The sequence below is a fragment of the Microbacterium sp. W4I4 genome, from assembly GCF_030816235.1.
GTDB lineage: Bacteria > Actinomycetota > Actinomycetes > Actinomycetales > Microbacteriaceae > Microbacterium.
This window is the reverse complement of record NZ_JAUSXT010000001.1, coordinates 2,351,081-2,367,710: the sequence shown is the minus strand read 5'-3', so window position 1 is coordinate 2,367,710 and position 16,630 is coordinate 2,351,081. Positions and strand designations below refer to the sequence as shown.

At 69.8% G+C, this 16,630-nt stretch carries 17 protein-coding genes; 15 read left to right on the top strand and 2 right to left on the bottom strand.

Annotated features, from left to right (window positions below; genetic code table 11):
• Positions 1–79 precede the first annotated feature (79 nt).
• The 7 genes from QF046_RS11115 to QF046_RS11085 all read left to right on the top strand — a co-directional run bounded on the left by QF046_RS11115 (position 80) and on the right by QF046_RS11085 (position 7,767).
• Positions 80–1,366 carry an adenylosuccinate synthase gene (locus QF046_RS11115; protein ID WP_307369711.1) on the top strand — a complete coding sequence of 429 codons (1,287 nt, stop codon included), beginning with the start codon at positions 80–82 and terminating at the stop codon, positions 1,364–1,366.
• 90 nt (positions 1,367–1,456) lie between these two features.
• Positions 1,457–2,551, top strand: a complete 1,095-nt coding sequence (locus tag QF046_RS11110) for a beta-propeller fold lactonase family protein (protein ID WP_307369709.1) — start codon at positions 1,457–1,459, stop codon at positions 2,549–2,551.
• A 449-nt stretch (positions 2,552–3,000) separates the two neighbouring features.
• Positions 3,001–4,407 (top strand): NAD(P)/FAD-dependent oxidoreductase, encoded by a 1,407-nt coding sequence (locus tag QF046_RS11105; RefSeq protein WP_307369707.1) that lies wholly within the window; start codon positions 3,001–3,003, stop codon positions 4,405–4,407.
• A 148-nt stretch (positions 4,408–4,555) separates the two neighbouring features.
• Positions 4,556–5,389 carry an ABC transporter ATP-binding protein gene (locus tag QF046_RS11100; RefSeq protein WP_307369704.1) on the top strand — a complete coding sequence of 278 codons (834 nt, stop codon included), beginning with the start codon at positions 4,556–4,558 and terminating at the stop codon, positions 5,387–5,389.
• Positions 5,386–6,078: an ABC transporter permease gene (locus QF046_RS11095; RefSeq protein WP_307369701.1), complete on the top strand. Its 693-nt coding sequence runs from the start codon at positions 5,386–5,388 to the stop codon at positions 6,076–6,078. Before QF046_RS11100 ends, QF046_RS11095 begins: the two co-directional genes overlap by 4 nt.
• Entirely contained in the window at positions 6,075–6,812 is a 738-nt protein-coding gene (locus tag QF046_RS11090; RefSeq protein ID WP_307369700.1) for an ABC transporter permease, read from the top strand. The genes QF046_RS11095 and QF046_RS11090 overlap by 4 nt, the downstream gene beginning before the upstream one ends.
• Before the next feature lie 28 nt (positions 6,813–6,840).
• Positions 6,841–7,767 carry an ABC transporter substrate-binding protein gene (locus QF046_RS11085; protein WP_307369699.1) on the top strand — a complete coding sequence of 309 codons (927 nt, stop codon included), beginning with the start codon at positions 6,841–6,843 and terminating at the stop codon, positions 7,765–7,767.
• 24 nt (positions 7,768–7,791) lie between these two features.
• Here QF046_RS11085 and QF046_RS11080 read toward each other — a convergent pair whose 3' ends face one another.
• Entirely contained in the window at positions 7,792–8,970 is a 1,179-nt protein-coding gene (locus tag QF046_RS11080; protein ID WP_307369698.1) for an AI-2E family transporter, read from the bottom strand.
• 59 nt (positions 8,971–9,029) lie between these two features.
• Here QF046_RS11080 and QF046_RS11075 point away from each other — a divergent pair, with 59 nt between their 5' ends.
• From QF046_RS11075 to QF046_RS11045, 7 genes are all read left to right on the top strand, one after another.
• On the top strand, positions 9,030–9,326 hold the full coding sequence (locus tag QF046_RS11075; protein ID WP_307369697.1) for a chorismate mutase: 297 nt from the start codon (positions 9,030–9,032) through the stop codon (positions 9,324–9,326).
• A 213-nt stretch (positions 9,327–9,539) separates the two neighbouring features.
• Positions 9,540–10,433 carry an SIS domain-containing protein gene (locus QF046_RS11070; RefSeq protein WP_307369695.1) on the top strand — a complete coding sequence of 298 codons (894 nt, stop codon included), beginning with the start codon at positions 9,540–9,542 and terminating at the stop codon, positions 10,431–10,433.
• 23 nt (positions 10,434–10,456) lie between these two features.
• Positions 10,457–11,440, top strand: a complete 984-nt coding sequence (locus QF046_RS11065) for an ROK family protein (protein WP_307369693.1) — start codon at positions 10,457–10,459, stop codon at positions 11,438–11,440.
• Positions 11,437–11,565: a hypothetical protein gene (locus QF046_RS11060; protein WP_307369691.1), complete on the top strand. Its 129-nt coding sequence runs from the start codon at positions 11,437–11,439 to the stop codon at positions 11,563–11,565. The genes QF046_RS11065 and QF046_RS11060 overlap by 4 nt, the downstream gene beginning before the upstream one ends.
• Complete coding sequence (locus QF046_RS11055; protein ID WP_307369688.1) at positions 11,562–12,803, top strand: 1-phosphofructokinase family hexose kinase; 1,242 nt, start codon at positions 11,562–11,564, stop codon at positions 12,801–12,803. The genes QF046_RS11060 and QF046_RS11055 overlap by 4 nt, the downstream gene beginning before the upstream one ends.
• Positions 12,804–12,879: 76 nt before the next feature.
• Positions 12,880–13,761, top strand: coding sequence for a class II fructose-bisphosphate aldolase (locus QF046_RS11050; protein WP_307369687.1), 882 nt, complete (start codon positions 12,880–12,882; stop codon positions 13,759–13,761).
• Positions 13,758–14,534 carry a DeoR/GlpR family DNA-binding transcription regulator gene (locus tag QF046_RS11045; RefSeq protein WP_307369686.1) on the top strand — a complete coding sequence of 259 codons (777 nt, stop codon included), beginning with the start codon at positions 13,758–13,760 and terminating at the stop codon, positions 14,532–14,534. Before QF046_RS11050 ends, QF046_RS11045 begins: the two co-directional genes overlap by 4 nt.
• 141 nt (positions 14,535–14,675) lie before the next feature.
• Here the strand turns inward: QF046_RS11045 and QF046_RS11040 are convergent, their stop codons facing one another.
• The gene (locus QF046_RS11040; RefSeq protein WP_307369685.1) at positions 14,676–15,176 is read right to left on the bottom strand and encodes an Lrp/AsnC family transcriptional regulator; all 501 of its coding nucleotides are present in this window, start codon (positions 15,174–15,176) and stop codon (positions 14,676–14,678) included.
• A 154-nt stretch (positions 15,177–15,330) separates the two neighbouring features.
• On the opposite strand from QF046_RS11040, the gene QF046_RS11035 reads away from it, so the two are divergent.
• Positions 15,331–16,554: an FAD-binding oxidoreductase gene (locus QF046_RS11035; RefSeq protein WP_307369684.1), complete on the top strand. Its 1,224-nt coding sequence runs from the start codon at positions 15,331–15,333 to the stop codon at positions 16,552–16,554.
• Positions 16,555–16,630 lie beyond the last annotated feature (76 nt).

Sequence of the window (16,630 nt, the reverse complement as noted above, 5' to 3'; positions counted from 1 at the left end):
GGATGGACTCGCCCGTTCGGGCCAGCTCATCTGCCGGTGCAAACCCGGCGAACAGCGTGCAGTACCAGGGGGTACACCCATGCCAGGAATCGTGATCGTCGGCGTCCAGTGGGGCGACGAGGGCAAGGGCAAGGCGACAGACCTGCTCGGCGAACGAACCGATTGGGTCGTCAAGTTCAACGGCGGCAACAACGCGGGCCACACGGTGGTGGTGGGTGACGAGAAGTACGCGCTGCACCTGCTGCCCTCCGGCATCCTCACACCAGGGGTCACCCCGGTCATCGGAAACGGCGTGGTCGTCGACCTCGAGGTGCTCTTCCACGAGCTCGAGGCGCTGTCCGCGCGCGGCGTCGATGTCTCGAAGCTGAAGGTCAGCGCCAACGCGCACCTGATCACCTCGTACCACACGACCCTCGACAAGGTCACCGAGCGCTTCCTCGGCAAGCGCATGATCGGCACCACTGGTCGTGGCATCGGCCCGGCCTACGCCGACAAGATCAACCGCGTCGGCATCCGCGTGCAGGACCTGTTCGACGAGAACATCCTGCGCCAGAAGGTCGAAGGCGCGCTGGATCAGAAGAACCACCTGCTGGTGAAGATCTTCAACCGCCGCTCCATCACCGTCGACGAGGTCGTCGAGGACCTGCTGTCGTACGCCGAGCGGGTGCGTCCGATGGTCGCCGACACCGGTCACCTGATCGCCGAGGCGCTCGGGCGGGGAGAGGTCGTCGTCTTCGAGGGCGGCCAGGCCACCATGCTCGACATCGACCACGGCACCTATCCGTTCGTCACCTCGTCGTCGGCGACCGCCGGTGGGGCCGCGACCGGATCGGGCGTCGGCCCTGGGTCGCTGGACCGCATCGTCGGCATCGTCAAGGCGTACACGACCCGCGTCGGCTCGGGTCCGTTCCCCACCGAGCTGTTCGACGAGCAGGGCGACTGGCTGCGCAAGCAGGGCTTCGAGTTCGGCACCACCACGGGCCGCCCGCGCCGGGTCGGCTGGTACGACGCCCCCATCACGCGCTACGCAACCCGCGTGAACGGCATCACGGATCTGGTGCTGACCAAGCTCGACATCCTCACCGGTCTCGAGCAGATCCCGGTGTGCGTGGCCTACGACGTCGACGGCAAGCGCTTCGACGACGTGCCGGTGAACCAGACCGACTTCCACCACGCGAAGCCGATCTACGAGAGCTTCCCGGGCTGGAGCGAGGACATCTCGAAGGCGCGCTCCTTCGAGGACCTGCCGCAGAACGCCCAGGACTACGTGCTGACCCTCGAGAAGATGAGCAACACGCGCATCTCGGTCATCGGCGTCGGTCCCGAGCGCGAGCAGGTCATCGTGCGCCACGACCTCCTCGACTGACGTTCAAAGCCCGTCTATTTGTGCCTGGTGCACGATTTCACGCGGATTCGGCAACGTTAGACACAAATAGACGGGCTGTTGGGAACGACGATGACGCGATTCTGGGTCGGCGGGTACGGCGAAGGCCTGGACGGGGATGCCGAGGGCATCGGCGTCCTCGCGGCGGACGGCGGTCCCCGCACGCTCACCTATCGCGGCGTCGCCGCCCCGGTGGCGTCGCCGTCCTGGCTGGCGCAGCATCCGAGTCTCGACGTCGTCTACGCCGGGCTGGAGGGCGCCGGCGCCGTCCAGCCGTTCGCGCGCTCCGGGGAGTCGTCGCTGCGCCCGCTGGGCGCTCCGGTGGCGGTGGGCGAGTCGGTCTGCCACGTCGCGGTCTCACCCGACGGACGGATGCTGATCGCCAGCTGCTACGGCGACGGGAAGGTGGTCCGCTTCGGCGTCGCCGATGACGGAAGCCTGGTTCCCGCGACACCCGACAAGGCCGCGGCCCTGCGTGCCGCGCTGTTCGGCATCGAGCATGAGGATGCCGAGACGGATGCTGCCGCGGCATCCGACCCGTACCCCACGCCGACCGGCGAGGAGCCGCGCGTCTCGCACGCGCACGAAGCCGTCTTCCTGCCCGACGGACGCATCGCGACCACCGACCTCGGGTTCGATCTGGTGCGCATCTGGCGGTCTTCGGGCACGGGCCTCTCCCTCGACCACGAGGTCGTGCTGCCGCGCGGCACCGGACCCCGGCACATGGTGATGCACCCCAGCGGGCACCTGCACGTGGTGACCGAGTACTCCTGCGAGGTGTTCACCCTGGCATCCGCCCGCGACGGACGGTGGGGACTGGCCTCCGCCGTGATCGCCTCGCCGATCGCGCAGGTCGGCGTCGACTTCCCGGCCGAGCTGGCGATGTCGCGCGACGGGCAGACCCTGTACACGGCCCTGCGCGGCAGCAACACGATCTCGGCACTGCGCGTGAAGGGATCGGGTGAGGCGCTCGAGCCGTTCGCGCTCGCCGAGTCGGGCGTGGACTGGCCGCGCCACCACCTCGTGCACGAGGGCGTGCTGCTGGTCGCCGGGCAGCGCTCCGGCACGGTCAGCGCGATCGATCTCGACGAGCGCACCGGTGCTCCGCGCGACGTGCGCCACACGACCTCGGTCCCCGCGCCGACGGTGATCCTCGCCACGCGCTGAGATCGGGCTCGGGTGCTCCCGTCCCCGGCATCCCCCGCACGGATGGAAACCGCTGGTTCCGCGCGCCTCCTGCCGACGTTTTCCATCCGTCCGCACCCCGCCCGGATGGAAACTGCTGGTTCCGGACGCCTCCCAGCGACGTTTTCCATCCGTGCGCCGCAGGGTGGATCGGAAACGCACCTCCCCGACGCCTTTCCGCGGCGTTTCTGATCCAGCTTGAGTCGGGTCCGTCCCCCGGCATTCGTTGCCGCACGGATGGAAACCGCGGATTCCGGGCGCCTCCTACCGACACTTTCCATCCGTCCGCACCCGTCCGGATGGAAACGGCGGGTTCCGGGCGCCTCTCACCGACGTTTTCCATCTCCGCGCACCCCGCCCGTGCGCGGCGTCGCCGATGCGTTCGCCTCGAACCAGTGACACGGCGCACCCGATCACGCAAGACTGGGGGCATGAGCGACGAATACGACCTCATCGTGCTGGGCGGCGGACCGGTCGGCGAGAATGTGGCCGACCGGGCGGTGCAGGGCAGTCTGACCACCGTGATCGTGGAGAGCGAGCTGGTCGGAGGGGAGTGCTCGTACTGGGCGTGCATGCCGTCGAAGGCGCTGCTGCGCTCGCCCCAGGCGCTGCGCGCGGCGCAGCACGTGCAGGGCGTCATCGGTGGGACGCTCGACCCCGCGGAGGTGCTCGCCCGGCGGGATTCCTTCACCTCGCACTGGTCGGACGAAGGGCAGGTCGAGTGGCTGAACAGCGCCGGCATCGACCTGGTGCGCGGTCACGGCCGCCTCTCGGGCGAGCGTGAAGTCACGGTCATGACGGATGGCGTCGAACGGGTGCTGCGCGCCCGGCATGCGGTCGCGATCAGCACAGGAACGGATGCGACGATCCCTCGCATTCCGGGTCTGGCGGAAGCGGCGCCGTGGACCAGCCGTGATGCGACCAGCGCCCAGGAGGTGCCGGAGTCGCTGGCGATCATCGGCGGCGGGGTGGTCGGGGTGGAGATGGCCACCGCCTACGCGCAGCTCGGCTCGAGGGTCACCCTCATCGCCCGTGGCGGGCTGCTCGCGAAGACCGAGCCCTTCGCCGGGGATCGGGTGGCCGACGGCCTGCGCGGTCTGGGAGTGGATGTGCGGCTGAACACCGAGACCACGGCGGTGCGGCGCGACGGCGAACAGGTCGTGATCACCCTGGGAGAGGACGAGGTCACGGCGTCCGAGGTGCTCGTCGCGACGGGACGGACTCCGCAGACCGACGACATCGGAATCGAGGTCGTGGGTCTGCGCCCCGGACGATCGATCGACGTCGACGACACGATGCGCGTGACCGGAATCGACTGGCTCTACGCCGTCGGCGACGTGAACGGACGGGCGCTGCTGACCCATCAGGGCAAGTACCAGGCGCGCGCGGCCGGCGACGTGATCGCGGCGCGCTCGCGCGGCGAGGTGGTCGCCGATCAGCCCTGGGGCAGGCACGTGGCGACGGCCGATAACGCGGCCGTGCCGCAGGTGGTCTTCTCCGAACCAGAGGTCGCCTCGGTGGGTCTGACGGCGGATGCCGCACGCGCGGCCGGCCATGAGATCGAGGTCGTCGACAACGACCTGGGCCGGGTCGCCGGCGCCAGTCTGCACGCCGACGACTACCGTGGACAGGCGCGGATGATCGTCGACACCGAGCGCGACGTGGTGCTCGGCGTCACCTTCGTCGGCCCGGATGTCGCCGAGATGCTGCATGCCGCGACCATCGCCGTGGTGGGCGAGATCCCTCTCAGCAGGCTGTGGCACGCGGTGCCCGCCTACCCGACCATGAACGAGATCTGGCTGCGCCTGCTGGAGGAGTACGGCCGCCAGTCCGCGTGACGCATTCGGCCGACCCGGGAAGTTTCTGCGATTGATTCCCGTTGTCGGAGGTGTCACCTACGCTCGAAGAGATGCCAGGAGGTACGTGCATGAGAGCTGTACTCGCAGGAACCGTGATCGCCGAGGTCGACAGGACCGCGATCAGCTGATGATCGAGTTCAGCTCGGTCTCGAAACGCTTCCCCGACGGCACGGCAGCCGTCGAGGACTTCAGTCTGGTGCTCCCATCACGCAGGACGACGGTGTTCGTCGGGTCATCCGGCAGCGGCAAGACGACGCTGCTGCGCATGATCAATCGCATGGTGGACCCCACCTCGGGCACCATCGCGATCGACGGCGAGAGCGTGCTGGACGGCGATCCGGTGCAGCTGCGCCGCCGCATCGGGTACGTGATGCAGAACTCCGGCCTCATGCCGCACTTCACCGTCATCGACAACGTCGCCACAGTGCTGCGCCTGAACGGCGTCGCCCGACGCGAGGCACACGGCCGCGCGCGCGAGCTGCTCGACACCGTCGGCCTCGACCGCGACCTGGCGGACCGCTACCCCAACCAGCTCTCCGGTGGCCAGCAGCAGCGCGTCGGAGTGGCTCGAGGGCTCGCGGCCGACCCGAACATCCTGCTGATGGACGAGCCCTTCGGGGCCGTCGACCCCATCGTGCGGGCCGATCTGCAGCAGGAGCTTATCCGTCTGCAGCGCGAGCTCGACAAGACCGTGGTGTTCGTCACGCACGACATCGACGAGGCGTTCCTGCTGGGCGACCAGGTGGTCATCCTCGACAAGGGTGCTCGCGTCGTGCAGGTCGGCAGCCCGAGCGAGATCATCGAGAACCCGGCGGATGCCTTCGTCGAGGCGTTCATCGGCACCGAGCGCGGCCGGCGTGCACTCTCCCTCAAGCAGACGTCGCACGGCACCGTGGTCGTCGACTCCGAGGGGCGGACCCAGGGCGTTCTGCACACCCCCGGCGGTGAGGGCGCGACGTGAACTGGGTCGGCGACAACCTGGACCTCATCCTCCAGCTCACACTCGTGCATCTGCGTCAGAGTGCGATCCCGATCGTGGTGGGCCTGCTGCTGTCGATCCCGCTGGGCTGGGTGGCATGGCGGTACCGGCTGGTGCGCGGCCCCGTGATCGTGCTCACCGGGCTGCTCTACACGATCCCGTCGCTGGCGCTGCTGATCCTCATGCCCGCGGTCTTCGGTTACTCGGCCACAGACGAGCCGAACCTCATGATCGCGCTGACCATCTACGCCATCGCGATCCTGGTGCGCGCCGTCGCCGACGGGCTGGACTCGGTCGACCCAGGCGTCCGCCAGGCCGCCACCGCGATGGGCTACGCCGCCCCGCGCCGCTTCTTCACCGTCGAGTTGCCGCTGGCCGGTCCCGTCATCCTCGCAGGACTCCGGGTCGCAGCGGTCAGCACGATCTCGCTCGCGACCGTCGGCATCCTGATCGGCGTCACCAACCTCGGCTACCTGTTCACCAATGGCCTGCAGCGGCGCATCATCGTCGAGGTGCTCGCCGGAGTCGTCGCGGTCGTCGTGATCGCGCTCGTCATCGATCTGCTGCTCGTCCTCGCCGGGCGGATGCTGATGCCGTGGGCGCGCGCGGGAGCGCTGAGCCGCTCGAAGAGCACCGCCTCGAAGCGCGCGATCGTGAGGTCGGCCGCATGAATCTCTTCGCCGATGCGCTGGCCTGGCTGTTCTCCCCCGAGCGGCTGCAGGGCCAGTACGCCCTGCCCCTCCTGCTCGGACAGCACCTGCTGTACACGGTGATCTCCGTCGCCGTGGCCGCCGCGATCGCCCTGCCCGCGGGCTGGCTGATCGGCCACACCGGCAAGGGGCGAGAGATCGCCGTCGCCGTCTCCGGTGCCGCCCGCGCCGTGCCGTCCTTCGGCCTCCTGGTGCTGCTCGTACTGCTCCTCGGCGTGCTGCAGACGCCCCTGGCCGCCGTCATCACGTTCGTGCTGCTGGCGATCCCCTCCCTGCTGGCCGGGGCCTACACCGGCTTCGAAGCCATCGACCGGCGCACCATCGATTCGGCGCGTGCAGTCGGGATGACCGAATGGCAGATCTTCACCAAGGTGGAGCTCCCGCTCGGCATGCCGCTGCTGGTCGGCGGCATCCGCTCGGCCCTGCTGCAGGTCATCGCCACCGTCACCATCGCGGCCTACGTCAATCTCGGCGGACTCGGCTGGCCGATCATCCAGGGCATCCCGCTGCGCCGGTTCGATCAGGTGCTGGCCGGTGCCCTGCTCGTGGCGGTGCTCGCCCTGATCGTCGACCTGCTGCTGGCCGCCCTGCAGCGTTCAGTCGTCCCCGCCGGCATCCGCTCCTCCGATCCGGCATCCGACTCCGACTCCGGTGAACGACGCGGCTCGCGCCGCGCCGCGGCCGCCGTCGCCTGACCCCCCAACCCCACCAGAGAGGCACATCATGTTCACCGCACGGAAGTCCCGACTCGCCCTCGTGGCCGGGGCCGCGCTCGTCGCGACCCTCGCGCTCGCCGGCTGCAGCAGCAGCAACCCGCTCGAGGAGCCGACCACCAGCAGCACCGCAGGCGGTGACAGCGGCTCCGACACCGTCGTCGTCGGATCGCAGGCCTACTACTCCAACGAGATCGTCGCGGAGATCTACGCCCAGGCACTCGAGAACGACGGCTTCACCGTCGAGCGCAAGTTCAACGTCGGTCAGCGCGACGCGTACATGCCCGAGGTGGAGTCCGGCGCGATCAACCTGTTCCCGGAGTACACGGGCAACCTGCTCGAGTACCTCGACAAGTCCGCCACGGCGACCAGCCCCGACGACGTCTACGCCGCGCTGCAGAAGGCGCTGCCCGAGGGTCTGACCGCGCTCGACTACGCGCAGGCGAGCGACCAGGACACCTACACCGTCACGAAGAAGTTCGCCGACGAGAACGGCCTGACCTCGATCGCGGACCTCTCCAAGCTGACCACCAAGCCGGTGCTGGGCGGTGCGCCCGAACTGGAGCAGCGGCCGTACGGCCCGGCCGGGGCGAAGGATGTCTACGGCGTCGACCTGGGCTTCTCCGCCACAGGTGAGAGCACCCTGGAGTCGCTGCTGGCCGGTCAGATCCAGGTGGCCGACATCTACACGGCCGCGCCCGCGTTCAAGACCGAGGACATCGTGGCGTTGAAGGACCCCGAGAACATGATCCTCGCCTCGAACGTCGTGCCGATCGCATCCAGCGACCTCGCCGACAAGATCGCGAAGGTGATCGACCCGATCAGCGCCGCGCTCAGCGCCGACGACCTCGTCTCCATGAACGTGCAGTCGACCGTCGACCAGGCCTCGGCGAAGGACATCGCCGCGAAGTGGCTGAAGGACAAGGGGCTCGTCTGAGTCCCCTCGCTTCCGCCGGGGCGCTCAGACCCGAGCGTCCTGGCGGGGCAGCCACACCTGGTTGATGATGATGAGGATCGACGCGGTGACCGGCACGGCCACCAGCGCACCCAGCAGACCCAGCAGCGTGCCACCGGCCAGAGCGCCGATGACCACCAGGGCCCCTGGCACCGACACGGCCTTGTTCATCACCCGCGGGGTGAGGACGTACGCCTCCACCTGCATGTAGACCAGGTAGATGACGGCGAACAGCAGCGCGTGCAGCGGGTCCGCGAACAGCGCGATCACCGAGCCGATGGCCCAGAACAGCACCGAGCCGACCAGCGGGATCAGGGTGACCAGGAACGCCACCGTCGCCATCAGCGGCGGGAACGGCAGACCGAGCACCAGGTAGAGGATCAGCGCGACGATCGCGTTCGCGAAAGCCAGGATCACCATGCCCTGCACGTAGCCGCCGACCGAGTCCGTGATCTGGTCGGTGATGCTGCCGGCACGCGCACGATCGCGCGCCGGGGCGAAGCGCAGCAGTGCGGTCTTCATGGCGGGAAGACCCGCGACGAAGTACAGCGTCAGCACCAGCACCACGATGAAGCCCGAGATGCCGGTGGCGATCGAGCTGCCCACCTGCAGCGCACCGCCGCCGATCACCTGCCAGGTCTTGCCGTCGGTGAGGAACTTCTGGGCATCCTCGACGAGCTGCTCGAACTGATCGCCGAACTGCTTCTCGAGCACGGCGTAGATGTCGCTGTGCATGAAGTCGGTGATCAGGCCCGGGACGGACTTCACGAACGACGTGATCTGCTCGACCACGACCGGCACGATCATCAGCAGGATGAGCGCGAGCACGATCACCAGGCCCAGGATCACGCTGAGCACGCTGAGCCCGCGGGAGAGGCCCCGACGCTCCAGGAAGCGCACGGCCGGATCCAGGCCGAGGGCGGCGAACAGAGCGAAGGCGATGTAGATGAGCACCGTGGACAGGCTCGTCAGCGTGATCGCCAGGAGGATGGCGGCCAAGCCGCCGATCGTCACCAGGAAGCCGACCGTGAAAGGCTTGTCGATGCGTGCCCAGAAAGATCGGCTGGGTGTCGGCGACTCGATGACCGGATGGACGGTTGCCACCACTCCGGGATTCTCGAGGGTGCTGTCGGCGTCGTCGACGTCGGACTCGTGCTCGGTGTTCGAGGATTCGTCGGCGCTCATGCGGATCACTCTATTGCGCTCTTCGGTATCGTCGAGGATGTCCCACTCCGAGGAGGATCATGTCCGCAGATGACGCCCGCGCCGAGCTGCTGCGCCTGCGTGCCAGCATCGACAACATCGACGCCGCCCTGATCTTCATGCTGGCCGAGCGCTTCCGCGCCACCCAGCAGGTCGGGTACCTCAAAGCCGAGCACGAGATGCCGGCATCCGACCCCGGTCGGGAGGAGCAGCAGGTCGCGCGTCTGCGCGCGCTCGCCGAAGAGGCGCACCTCGATCCCGAGTTCGCCGAGAAGTGGTTCAACTTCGTGGTCGCCGAGGTCATCCGCCACCACACCGAGGCCGCCGAGGGGCGCTGAGCCTCCGCGCCCGCTCCACCTCGACGGCGATCGTGCTCATGGCCTGCAGGAGATCGCACGAAATGCAGGAGGAAGCTCAGCATCCGCTCCTGTGTTTCCTGCGATCTCCTGCGTTTCGCGCGCGGCCGCCTCGACAGTCCACACCATCGGATGCGATAATGTGATCGGTACATTCATAAAACGATCACAAACTTGCATAAACGGGAGTCGGACATGACCAACGCCGCCGGCGCGCACATGCGCGCGGAACTCACCTCACAGCCCGAGACCTGGGCCCGTGCCGCCGGGATGCGGGCCGAGCAGGCACTGCTGCCGGCATCCGGTGCCCGCATCGCCGTCGTCGGCTGCGGAACCTCCTGGTTCATGGCCCAGTCCTACGCCGCGCTGCGCGAGGCGGCCGGCCACGGTGAGACCGATGCGTTCACGGCATCCGAGGTTCCCTCCGATCGCGGCTACGACGCGATCGTCGCCCTCACCCGCTCCGGCACGACCACCGAGGTGCTCGAGCTGACCGAGCGCGTCAAGGGCACCACCCCCGTCATCGCGGTTCTCGGCGACGACACCTCGCCCCTCGTCGACCTGGCGGACACCGTCATCGCGCTGCCGTTCGCCGATGAGCAGTCGGTCGTGCAGACCCGCTTCGCGACCACGGCGCTCGCCCTGTTCCGCGCCTCGCTGGGCGAGGACCTCGACCCGGCCATCGCCGACGCGCAGGCCGTGCTCGACGGCACGGACGAGGCGGAGCTCGGCGCGGCCGAGCAGTACTCCTTCCTCGGGCTGGGCTGGACCATCGGCCTCGCTCACGAGGCGGCGCTGAAGATGCGGGAGTCGTCGCAGTCGTGGACCGAGTCGTACAGCTCGATGGAGTACCGCCACGGCCCGATCGCGATCGCCGCACCCGGCCGCATCACCTGGCAGTTCGGCACCGCGCCCGAAGGGCTCCAGGCACAGGTCGCCGCCACCGGCGCACGCTTCGTGCAGCACCCGGTCGATCCGATGGCCGACCTCGTGCGCCTGCACCGCGTCGCCCTGGATCGCGCGGTCGGCAAGGGCCTCGACCCCGACCAGCCGCGCAACCTGACCCGTTCCGTGATCCTTTCCGACTGACACCGACGACGGAGACGACCGCCATGCCCGAGCGCGACAGCATCCCCGACGTCGTCACCGACGCCTCCGGTGAGCGGCTCGCCCGCGCCGTGACCATCGGCCGCGGTGCGCCCGTGCTGGCGTTCGACGTGGGCGGAACCGACATCAAGTCGGCGCTGTTCGACGCGGACGGCACGGCGATCGGGCTGCGTCGCACGCCCACGCCGGCCGGTGACGGCGACCCCGCGGGGGCGCTCATCGCCAGGCTGGCCGAACTCGCAGAGCAGCTGCGCGCGGAGCATCCGGAGGTCGTGCCCGAAGCCGTCGGGCTCGTGGTTCCCGGGATCGTGGATGCCGATGCCGGCGTCGCCGTGTTCAGCAGCAATCTGGGCTGGCGGGACGCGCCGATGCGCGAACTGATGGCTGCGCGCTTCGGTCTTCCGGTCGCGTTCGATCACGACGTGCGGGCGGGCAGCTGGGCCGAGCGGGTGCTCGGCGGTGCGCGCGACTATGCGGATGCCGTGGTGCTGATCATCGGCACGGGAATCGCCGGGTCGCTGCTGATCGGTGGCAAGCCGTACACGGCGGGCGGATATGCCGGCGAGATCGGGCATTCTCCGATCGGGGAGTGGCCGTGCCCCTGCGGCGCGCGCGGATGCCTCGAGGCCGTCGCCTCGGCCGGTGCGATCTCGCGGCGTTACACCGAGGCGACCGGGACGGCCGTGGCGGGCGCCCATGAGGTGCTCGCGCTCGCCGCCGGTGGTGATGGCGTCGCGGTGCGCATCTGGGACGAGGCGCTCGACGCGCTGACCCTGTCGATCGCACAGCTGACGGCTGTGCTCGCCCCGCAGGCCATCGTGATCGGCGGCGGGCTCTCGCGCGCGGGCGGCGCCCTGTTCGATCAGCTGCGTCTGCGGCTCGCCGACCGGCTCAGCTTCCACCGCATCCCGGCGCTGGTCCCCGCCGAGCTGTCCGGCAACGCCGGCATCCTCGGCTCCGCCCTGCTGGCGCGCGAGGCGCGGTCATGAGCGCTCTGTTCCGGCTTCCGGTCGGCACGGCTGCACGATCCGGGAACACCCGCACGACCGGATCGGCCGATGGATCGTGCATCCGTGCCCGTGTCGTGCAGTCGTACCCGGCGGAGCGCGCATGATCATCACCGTCACGCCGAACCCGGCACTCGACCTCACCTGGCATGTCGCATCGCTCGCCGTCGGCAGCACGCATCGAGCGGATGCCGGAGTCGCACGCGCCGGAGGCAAGGGACTGAACGTCGCCCGGGTCGCCCACGCACAGGGCGCGTCCGCGCTTGCCGTCACCACCGCCGGAGGCGAGACCGGTGAGGAGTTCGCCGCCGAGCTGGGCGCATCCGGCGTTCCGCACGTGCTCGTGCCTGTCGCGGCATCCACCCGTCGCAGCATCGCCCTGGTCGATGAGGCGCTCGGCGACACCACTGTCGTGAACGAGTACGGCATCGCCCCGACGGCGGTGGAGTGGACCGCGCTGACGGATGCCGTCACCGCCGCGCTGACCGCCGCATCCCGCGAGAAACCACATTCCGCACAGGAAACCACGTCCGCGCAGGTGTCTCATGCAGGAAGTGGTTTCTCGCGGGCGGATGCCGGCGCCTCTGACGTCCTCGTGATCTCGGGCAGCTTCCCGCCGGGCACCCCCGACGACCTGCTGCCCGCGCTCATCCGGCTCGGGCGCGATGCCGGTGCGAGCGTGATCGTCGACACGTCGGGGCCGTCGCTGCTCGTGGCGGCCGACGCGGGAGCATCCGTCCTCAAGCCCAACGAGCACGAACTGCGAGATGCCACCGGCCTCGACGACCCCATCACCGGCGCGCAAGAGCTGCTGCGCCGCGGTGCGGAGCTGGTGCTGCTCTCGCTCGGCGCCGAGGGGATGCTGGCCGTGTCGCTCTCCGCCGATGACGGAACGGGGGCCGACACGCCACATGTCGGACGCATCCCGGCATCCGGTCCGACATCTGGCGTGTCGGCCCCCGAAATGGATGCCGTGACCGCGGGCACGGGGCCGGATGCCGTGACCGCAGTCCCCGAGCGGGATGCCGTGACCGCAGTCCCCGAGCGGGATGCCGCCCGTGCCGCGACCGCGGTCGGCGCGCTCAGCATCCTGCACGCGCGCCTGGACACCCCGCTCGCGGGCAACCCGACGGGTGCGGGGGACGCCGCGGTCGCCGCGTGCGCGGTGCTGATGGATGCCGGCATCCGCGACCCCGAGCAGATCCTCCGTCGCGCGACCGCGTGGTCGGCCGCCGCCGTGCTCATGCCGCTCGCCGGCGAGAGATCCACGAGTCCTGGCCCGACCTCGAGCACGCCCTCACCGTCAGGACCCGGTCCGAGACGTCACCTCCTGCACGAGACATGACGTCTGGCGTGCCGTCTCATGCTGGAAGTGAAGTCACGCCGCCCGACATCCGCCCGCCCGACCCGAAGGACCCCAGATGACCCTCGTCTCCGCTCGCGACCTGATGGGCGCGGCCGCCGCAGCCGGCACCGGGCTCGGCGCCTTCAACGTGATCCACCTCGAGACCGCCGAGGCGCTGGTCGCGGCGTCCGAGCGCGCTCAGCTGCCGGTGATCCTGCAGATCTCTCAGAACTGCGCCGACTACCACGGGGGTCTCGAGCCGATCGGCTGGGCGACCCTCGCGATCGCCCGCCGCGCCGCGACGCCGGTGGCCGTGCACCTCGACCACGCCGAGCGCCCCGAGCTCGTCGACGAGGCGATCGAGCTGGGCTTCGGCTCGGTCATGTTCGACGGCGGCAGACTCCCCTACGAGGAGAACGTCGAGATCACCGCAGACGTCGCCGCCCGGGCCCGCGCCGCCGGCGTCTACATGGAGGCCGAGCTCGGCGAGGTCGGCGGCAAGGACGGCGCGCACGCGCCCGGTGTGCGCACCGACCCCGACGAGGCGCGCGCCTTCGTCGAGGCCACCGGCGTGAACTCGCTCGCCGTCGCCGTCGGGTCTTCGCACGCGATGCTCGACCGCTCGGCATCCCTCGACATCGAGCTGATCGGGCGCCTGCGCGATGCCCTGCGCGGGGAGGGCCGCTCCGGTGGCGACGTGCCGCTCGTGCTGCACGGATCGTCGGGCGTCTCCGACGCCGTGATCATGCAGGCCGTGCGCGCAGGCATGACCAAGATCAACGTGTCCACGCATCTGAACGGCTTCTTCACCCGCGCGGTGCGCGAGACGCTCGCCTCCGACGAGAAACTCGTCGACTCCCGCAAGTACGTCGCGCCGGGTCGCGAGGCGGTGGCCGAGGAGGCGGCGCGGATGCTGCGCCTGTTCGCCCTCGAGTCGGAGCAGACGGCCCGCGCATGAACCGCGCCTCTCGCCTGGCCGCCATCCTCGACCTGCTCGCAACTCAAGGAGAGGTGTCGGTCGAGCAGCTGGTGGAGCGCTTCGGGGCATCCGCCGCCACCACCCGCCGTGATCTGGACAGCCTCGGCGAGCGGCGTCTGCTCACGCGCACGCACGGCGGTGCGGTCGCCCAGTCGGTCGCCTACGAGCTGCCGATCCGCTACAAGAGCCACCTCGGCACCGGTGCGAAGGAGCGGATCGCGACGGCGGCGGCCGCTCTGGTCGATCCGGGCGGGGTCGTCGGGCTCTCCGGCGGGACGACCACCACCGCGATCGCCACGGCGCTCGCCGCCCGCGATGACCTGGGTTCGGACGGGCTCACGGTCGTGACCAACGCAGTCAACATCGCCGCTCAGCTCGCCATGCGGCCGGAATTCAAGGTGGTCGTCACCGGCGGGGCGATCCACTCCCGCAGCTTCGAACTCGTCGGGCCGTTCGTGGAGCAGATGCTCGCCGGCATCCGTCTCGACATCGCCTTCATCGGCGTCAACGGACTGTCCGGAGTCGAGGGCGCGACGACGCACGATGAGGCCGAGGCCGCCGTGAACCGCATGATGGCGCAGCGCGCCACGCGCGCGGTCGTCGTCGCGGACGCGTCGAAGCTGGGTCACGCGGCGTTCGCGCACGTCGGCGGCGCGAAGCTGTTCCCCACGGTGATCACGGACTCCGCCGCCGCGCCCGCCCAGCGCGACGCCCTCACCGCCGCCGGCTACGAGGTCCGCATCGCGGGCTGAGCGCCCGCGCCTCGCCGTCCTCATCCCCGTCGAGAGCACGACATCTCGCCGAGCGCACGGGAGCTTGGCGTGAATGTGCCATGCACTCGGCGAGGTCCCGTGCTCTCGTCGGCAGAGGTGGGGTGCGGGATGCCCGGACCCTCAGAGACCTCGGGAGCCCGAAGCCTGCGCGAAGATCAGGCTCGTCGAGGTCGACGCGACCTCGGGGCGCAGGCTGAGCGTGTCCGAGACGAGCTCGCGCAGCGCCCCGGCATCCGGCACCGCGACGTGCACGAGGAAGTCGCGGTCGCCGGCCAGGAAGTACACGCGCTGCGTGGCCGACAGCTCCTCCAGGTAGGCCTGGAACCGGCGCAGATCTCCGCGGGCGTGTGCGTGCAGCCTGATGGTGATCAGCGCTTCGAGGTGCAGGCCGATCGCGGCCGAGGAGATCTCGGCGTGGAAGCCGACGATCACACCGCTCGCCTGCAGGGCGCGCACGCGCTTCAGGCAGGTCGATTCGGCGATGCCGGCGCGCGCCGCGAGCTCGGTGTTCGACAGTCGTCCGTTGCGGCTGAGCTCGGAGAGGATCGTGCGATCGACGGCATCCAGCCCGGCATCCGTCATCGCCGTGTGACGGGACCTCGAAGATTCGGATGTCGACATGGTCACTTCCTCCCGGAAAATGCAGAAACTGCGGCGTTCGGCCTGATTCTACGCAGGATCTTTCGACTCGCCCCACGATCGCGCATGGGATCCGCATAATCGTGAATGAGCAGGGCTTCATCGCGCCCTGGCTGGCATGTCTCAGGAGGACGCAATGACGCGCACGATCGTCGTCGGAGCCGGAATGGTCGGGCTCGCCACGGCATGGCACCTGCAGGAGCGCGGAGTCGAGGTCACGGTCATCGACCGCGTCGGCATCGCCGCCGGGTCATCGTGGGGCAACGCCGGCTGGCTGACCCCCGGCAAGACCATCCCACTGGCCGACACGGGCCTGTGGACCTATGGACCGCGAGCACTGCTCGACCCGGATGCCGCGCTGCACGTGCCCTTCCGGGTGGATGCCGGGCTCTGGTCGTTCCTCGCCCAGTTCGCCGCGCACGGCACCAACCGCGCGTGGGATCGCACCATGGCAGCCCTCACCCCCATCGACAAGATGGCGCTGGGCGCCTTCGACGAGATGCTCGACGGCGGCGTGGAGTCGTGGACCTGGGAGGGTCCGTTCGTGATCGGCTTCAAGGAGAAGGCGCACGCGAAGGGCTTCCTGCACGAGATCGAGGGCGTGAGGCGGCACGGCCAGGATGTCCCGCTCGAGCAGCTGCAGAATCCGCGCGAGCTGGCGCCGGTGCTGTCGGATGCCGTGCAGCACGTCTACAGACTCGACGGTCAGCGCTACTTCGAGCCCGCGCCGTTCGTCGAGGCGCTCGGTCACGCGGTCGTCGCGCGCGGTGCCGAGCTGATCACCGGTGTGGAGGTCACCGACGTGTCCTCCACCCGCCGGCCCGTCGTCGCGCTCTCGAACGGGGCGCGGATCGAGGCCGACTCGGTCGTCATCGCGACCGGGGCGTGGATGCCGAAGCTCGCCCGAAAGCTCGGCGTGCGCACGCGCGTGCAGGCCGGCCGCGGCTACTCGTTCACGGTCGCCACGGAGCAGCCGCAGGAGCATCCGGTCTACCTGCCGTTTCAGCGGATCGCCTGCACCCCGTACCAGGGGCGATTCCGCATCGCCGGGACCATGGAGTTCCGCGGGCCCGACGAGCCGTTCCAGCCGCGCCGTGTGCAGGCGATCATCGCGCAGGTGCGCGAGATGTTCCAGGGACTCGACCTCGACGACCGCCAGGACGAGTGGATGGGCTCGCGCCCCGTCACTCCCGACGGCCTGCCGCTGGTCGGCGCGACCCAGGCGCCGAACGTGTACGTCGCCGGCGGTCACGGCATGTGGGGCATCGTGCTCGGCCCCGCGACCGGCAAGCTGCTCGCGGAGCAGATCGTCACCGGCCGCATCGACCCCGCCATCGAACCCTTCGACCCGCTGCGCTGAGCGCGTCGACCGCGCCCTGCGCGCGCAGGATGGATCAGGAACGCCTCGGAGTCCGGCATCTGGGGTGCACTTCTGA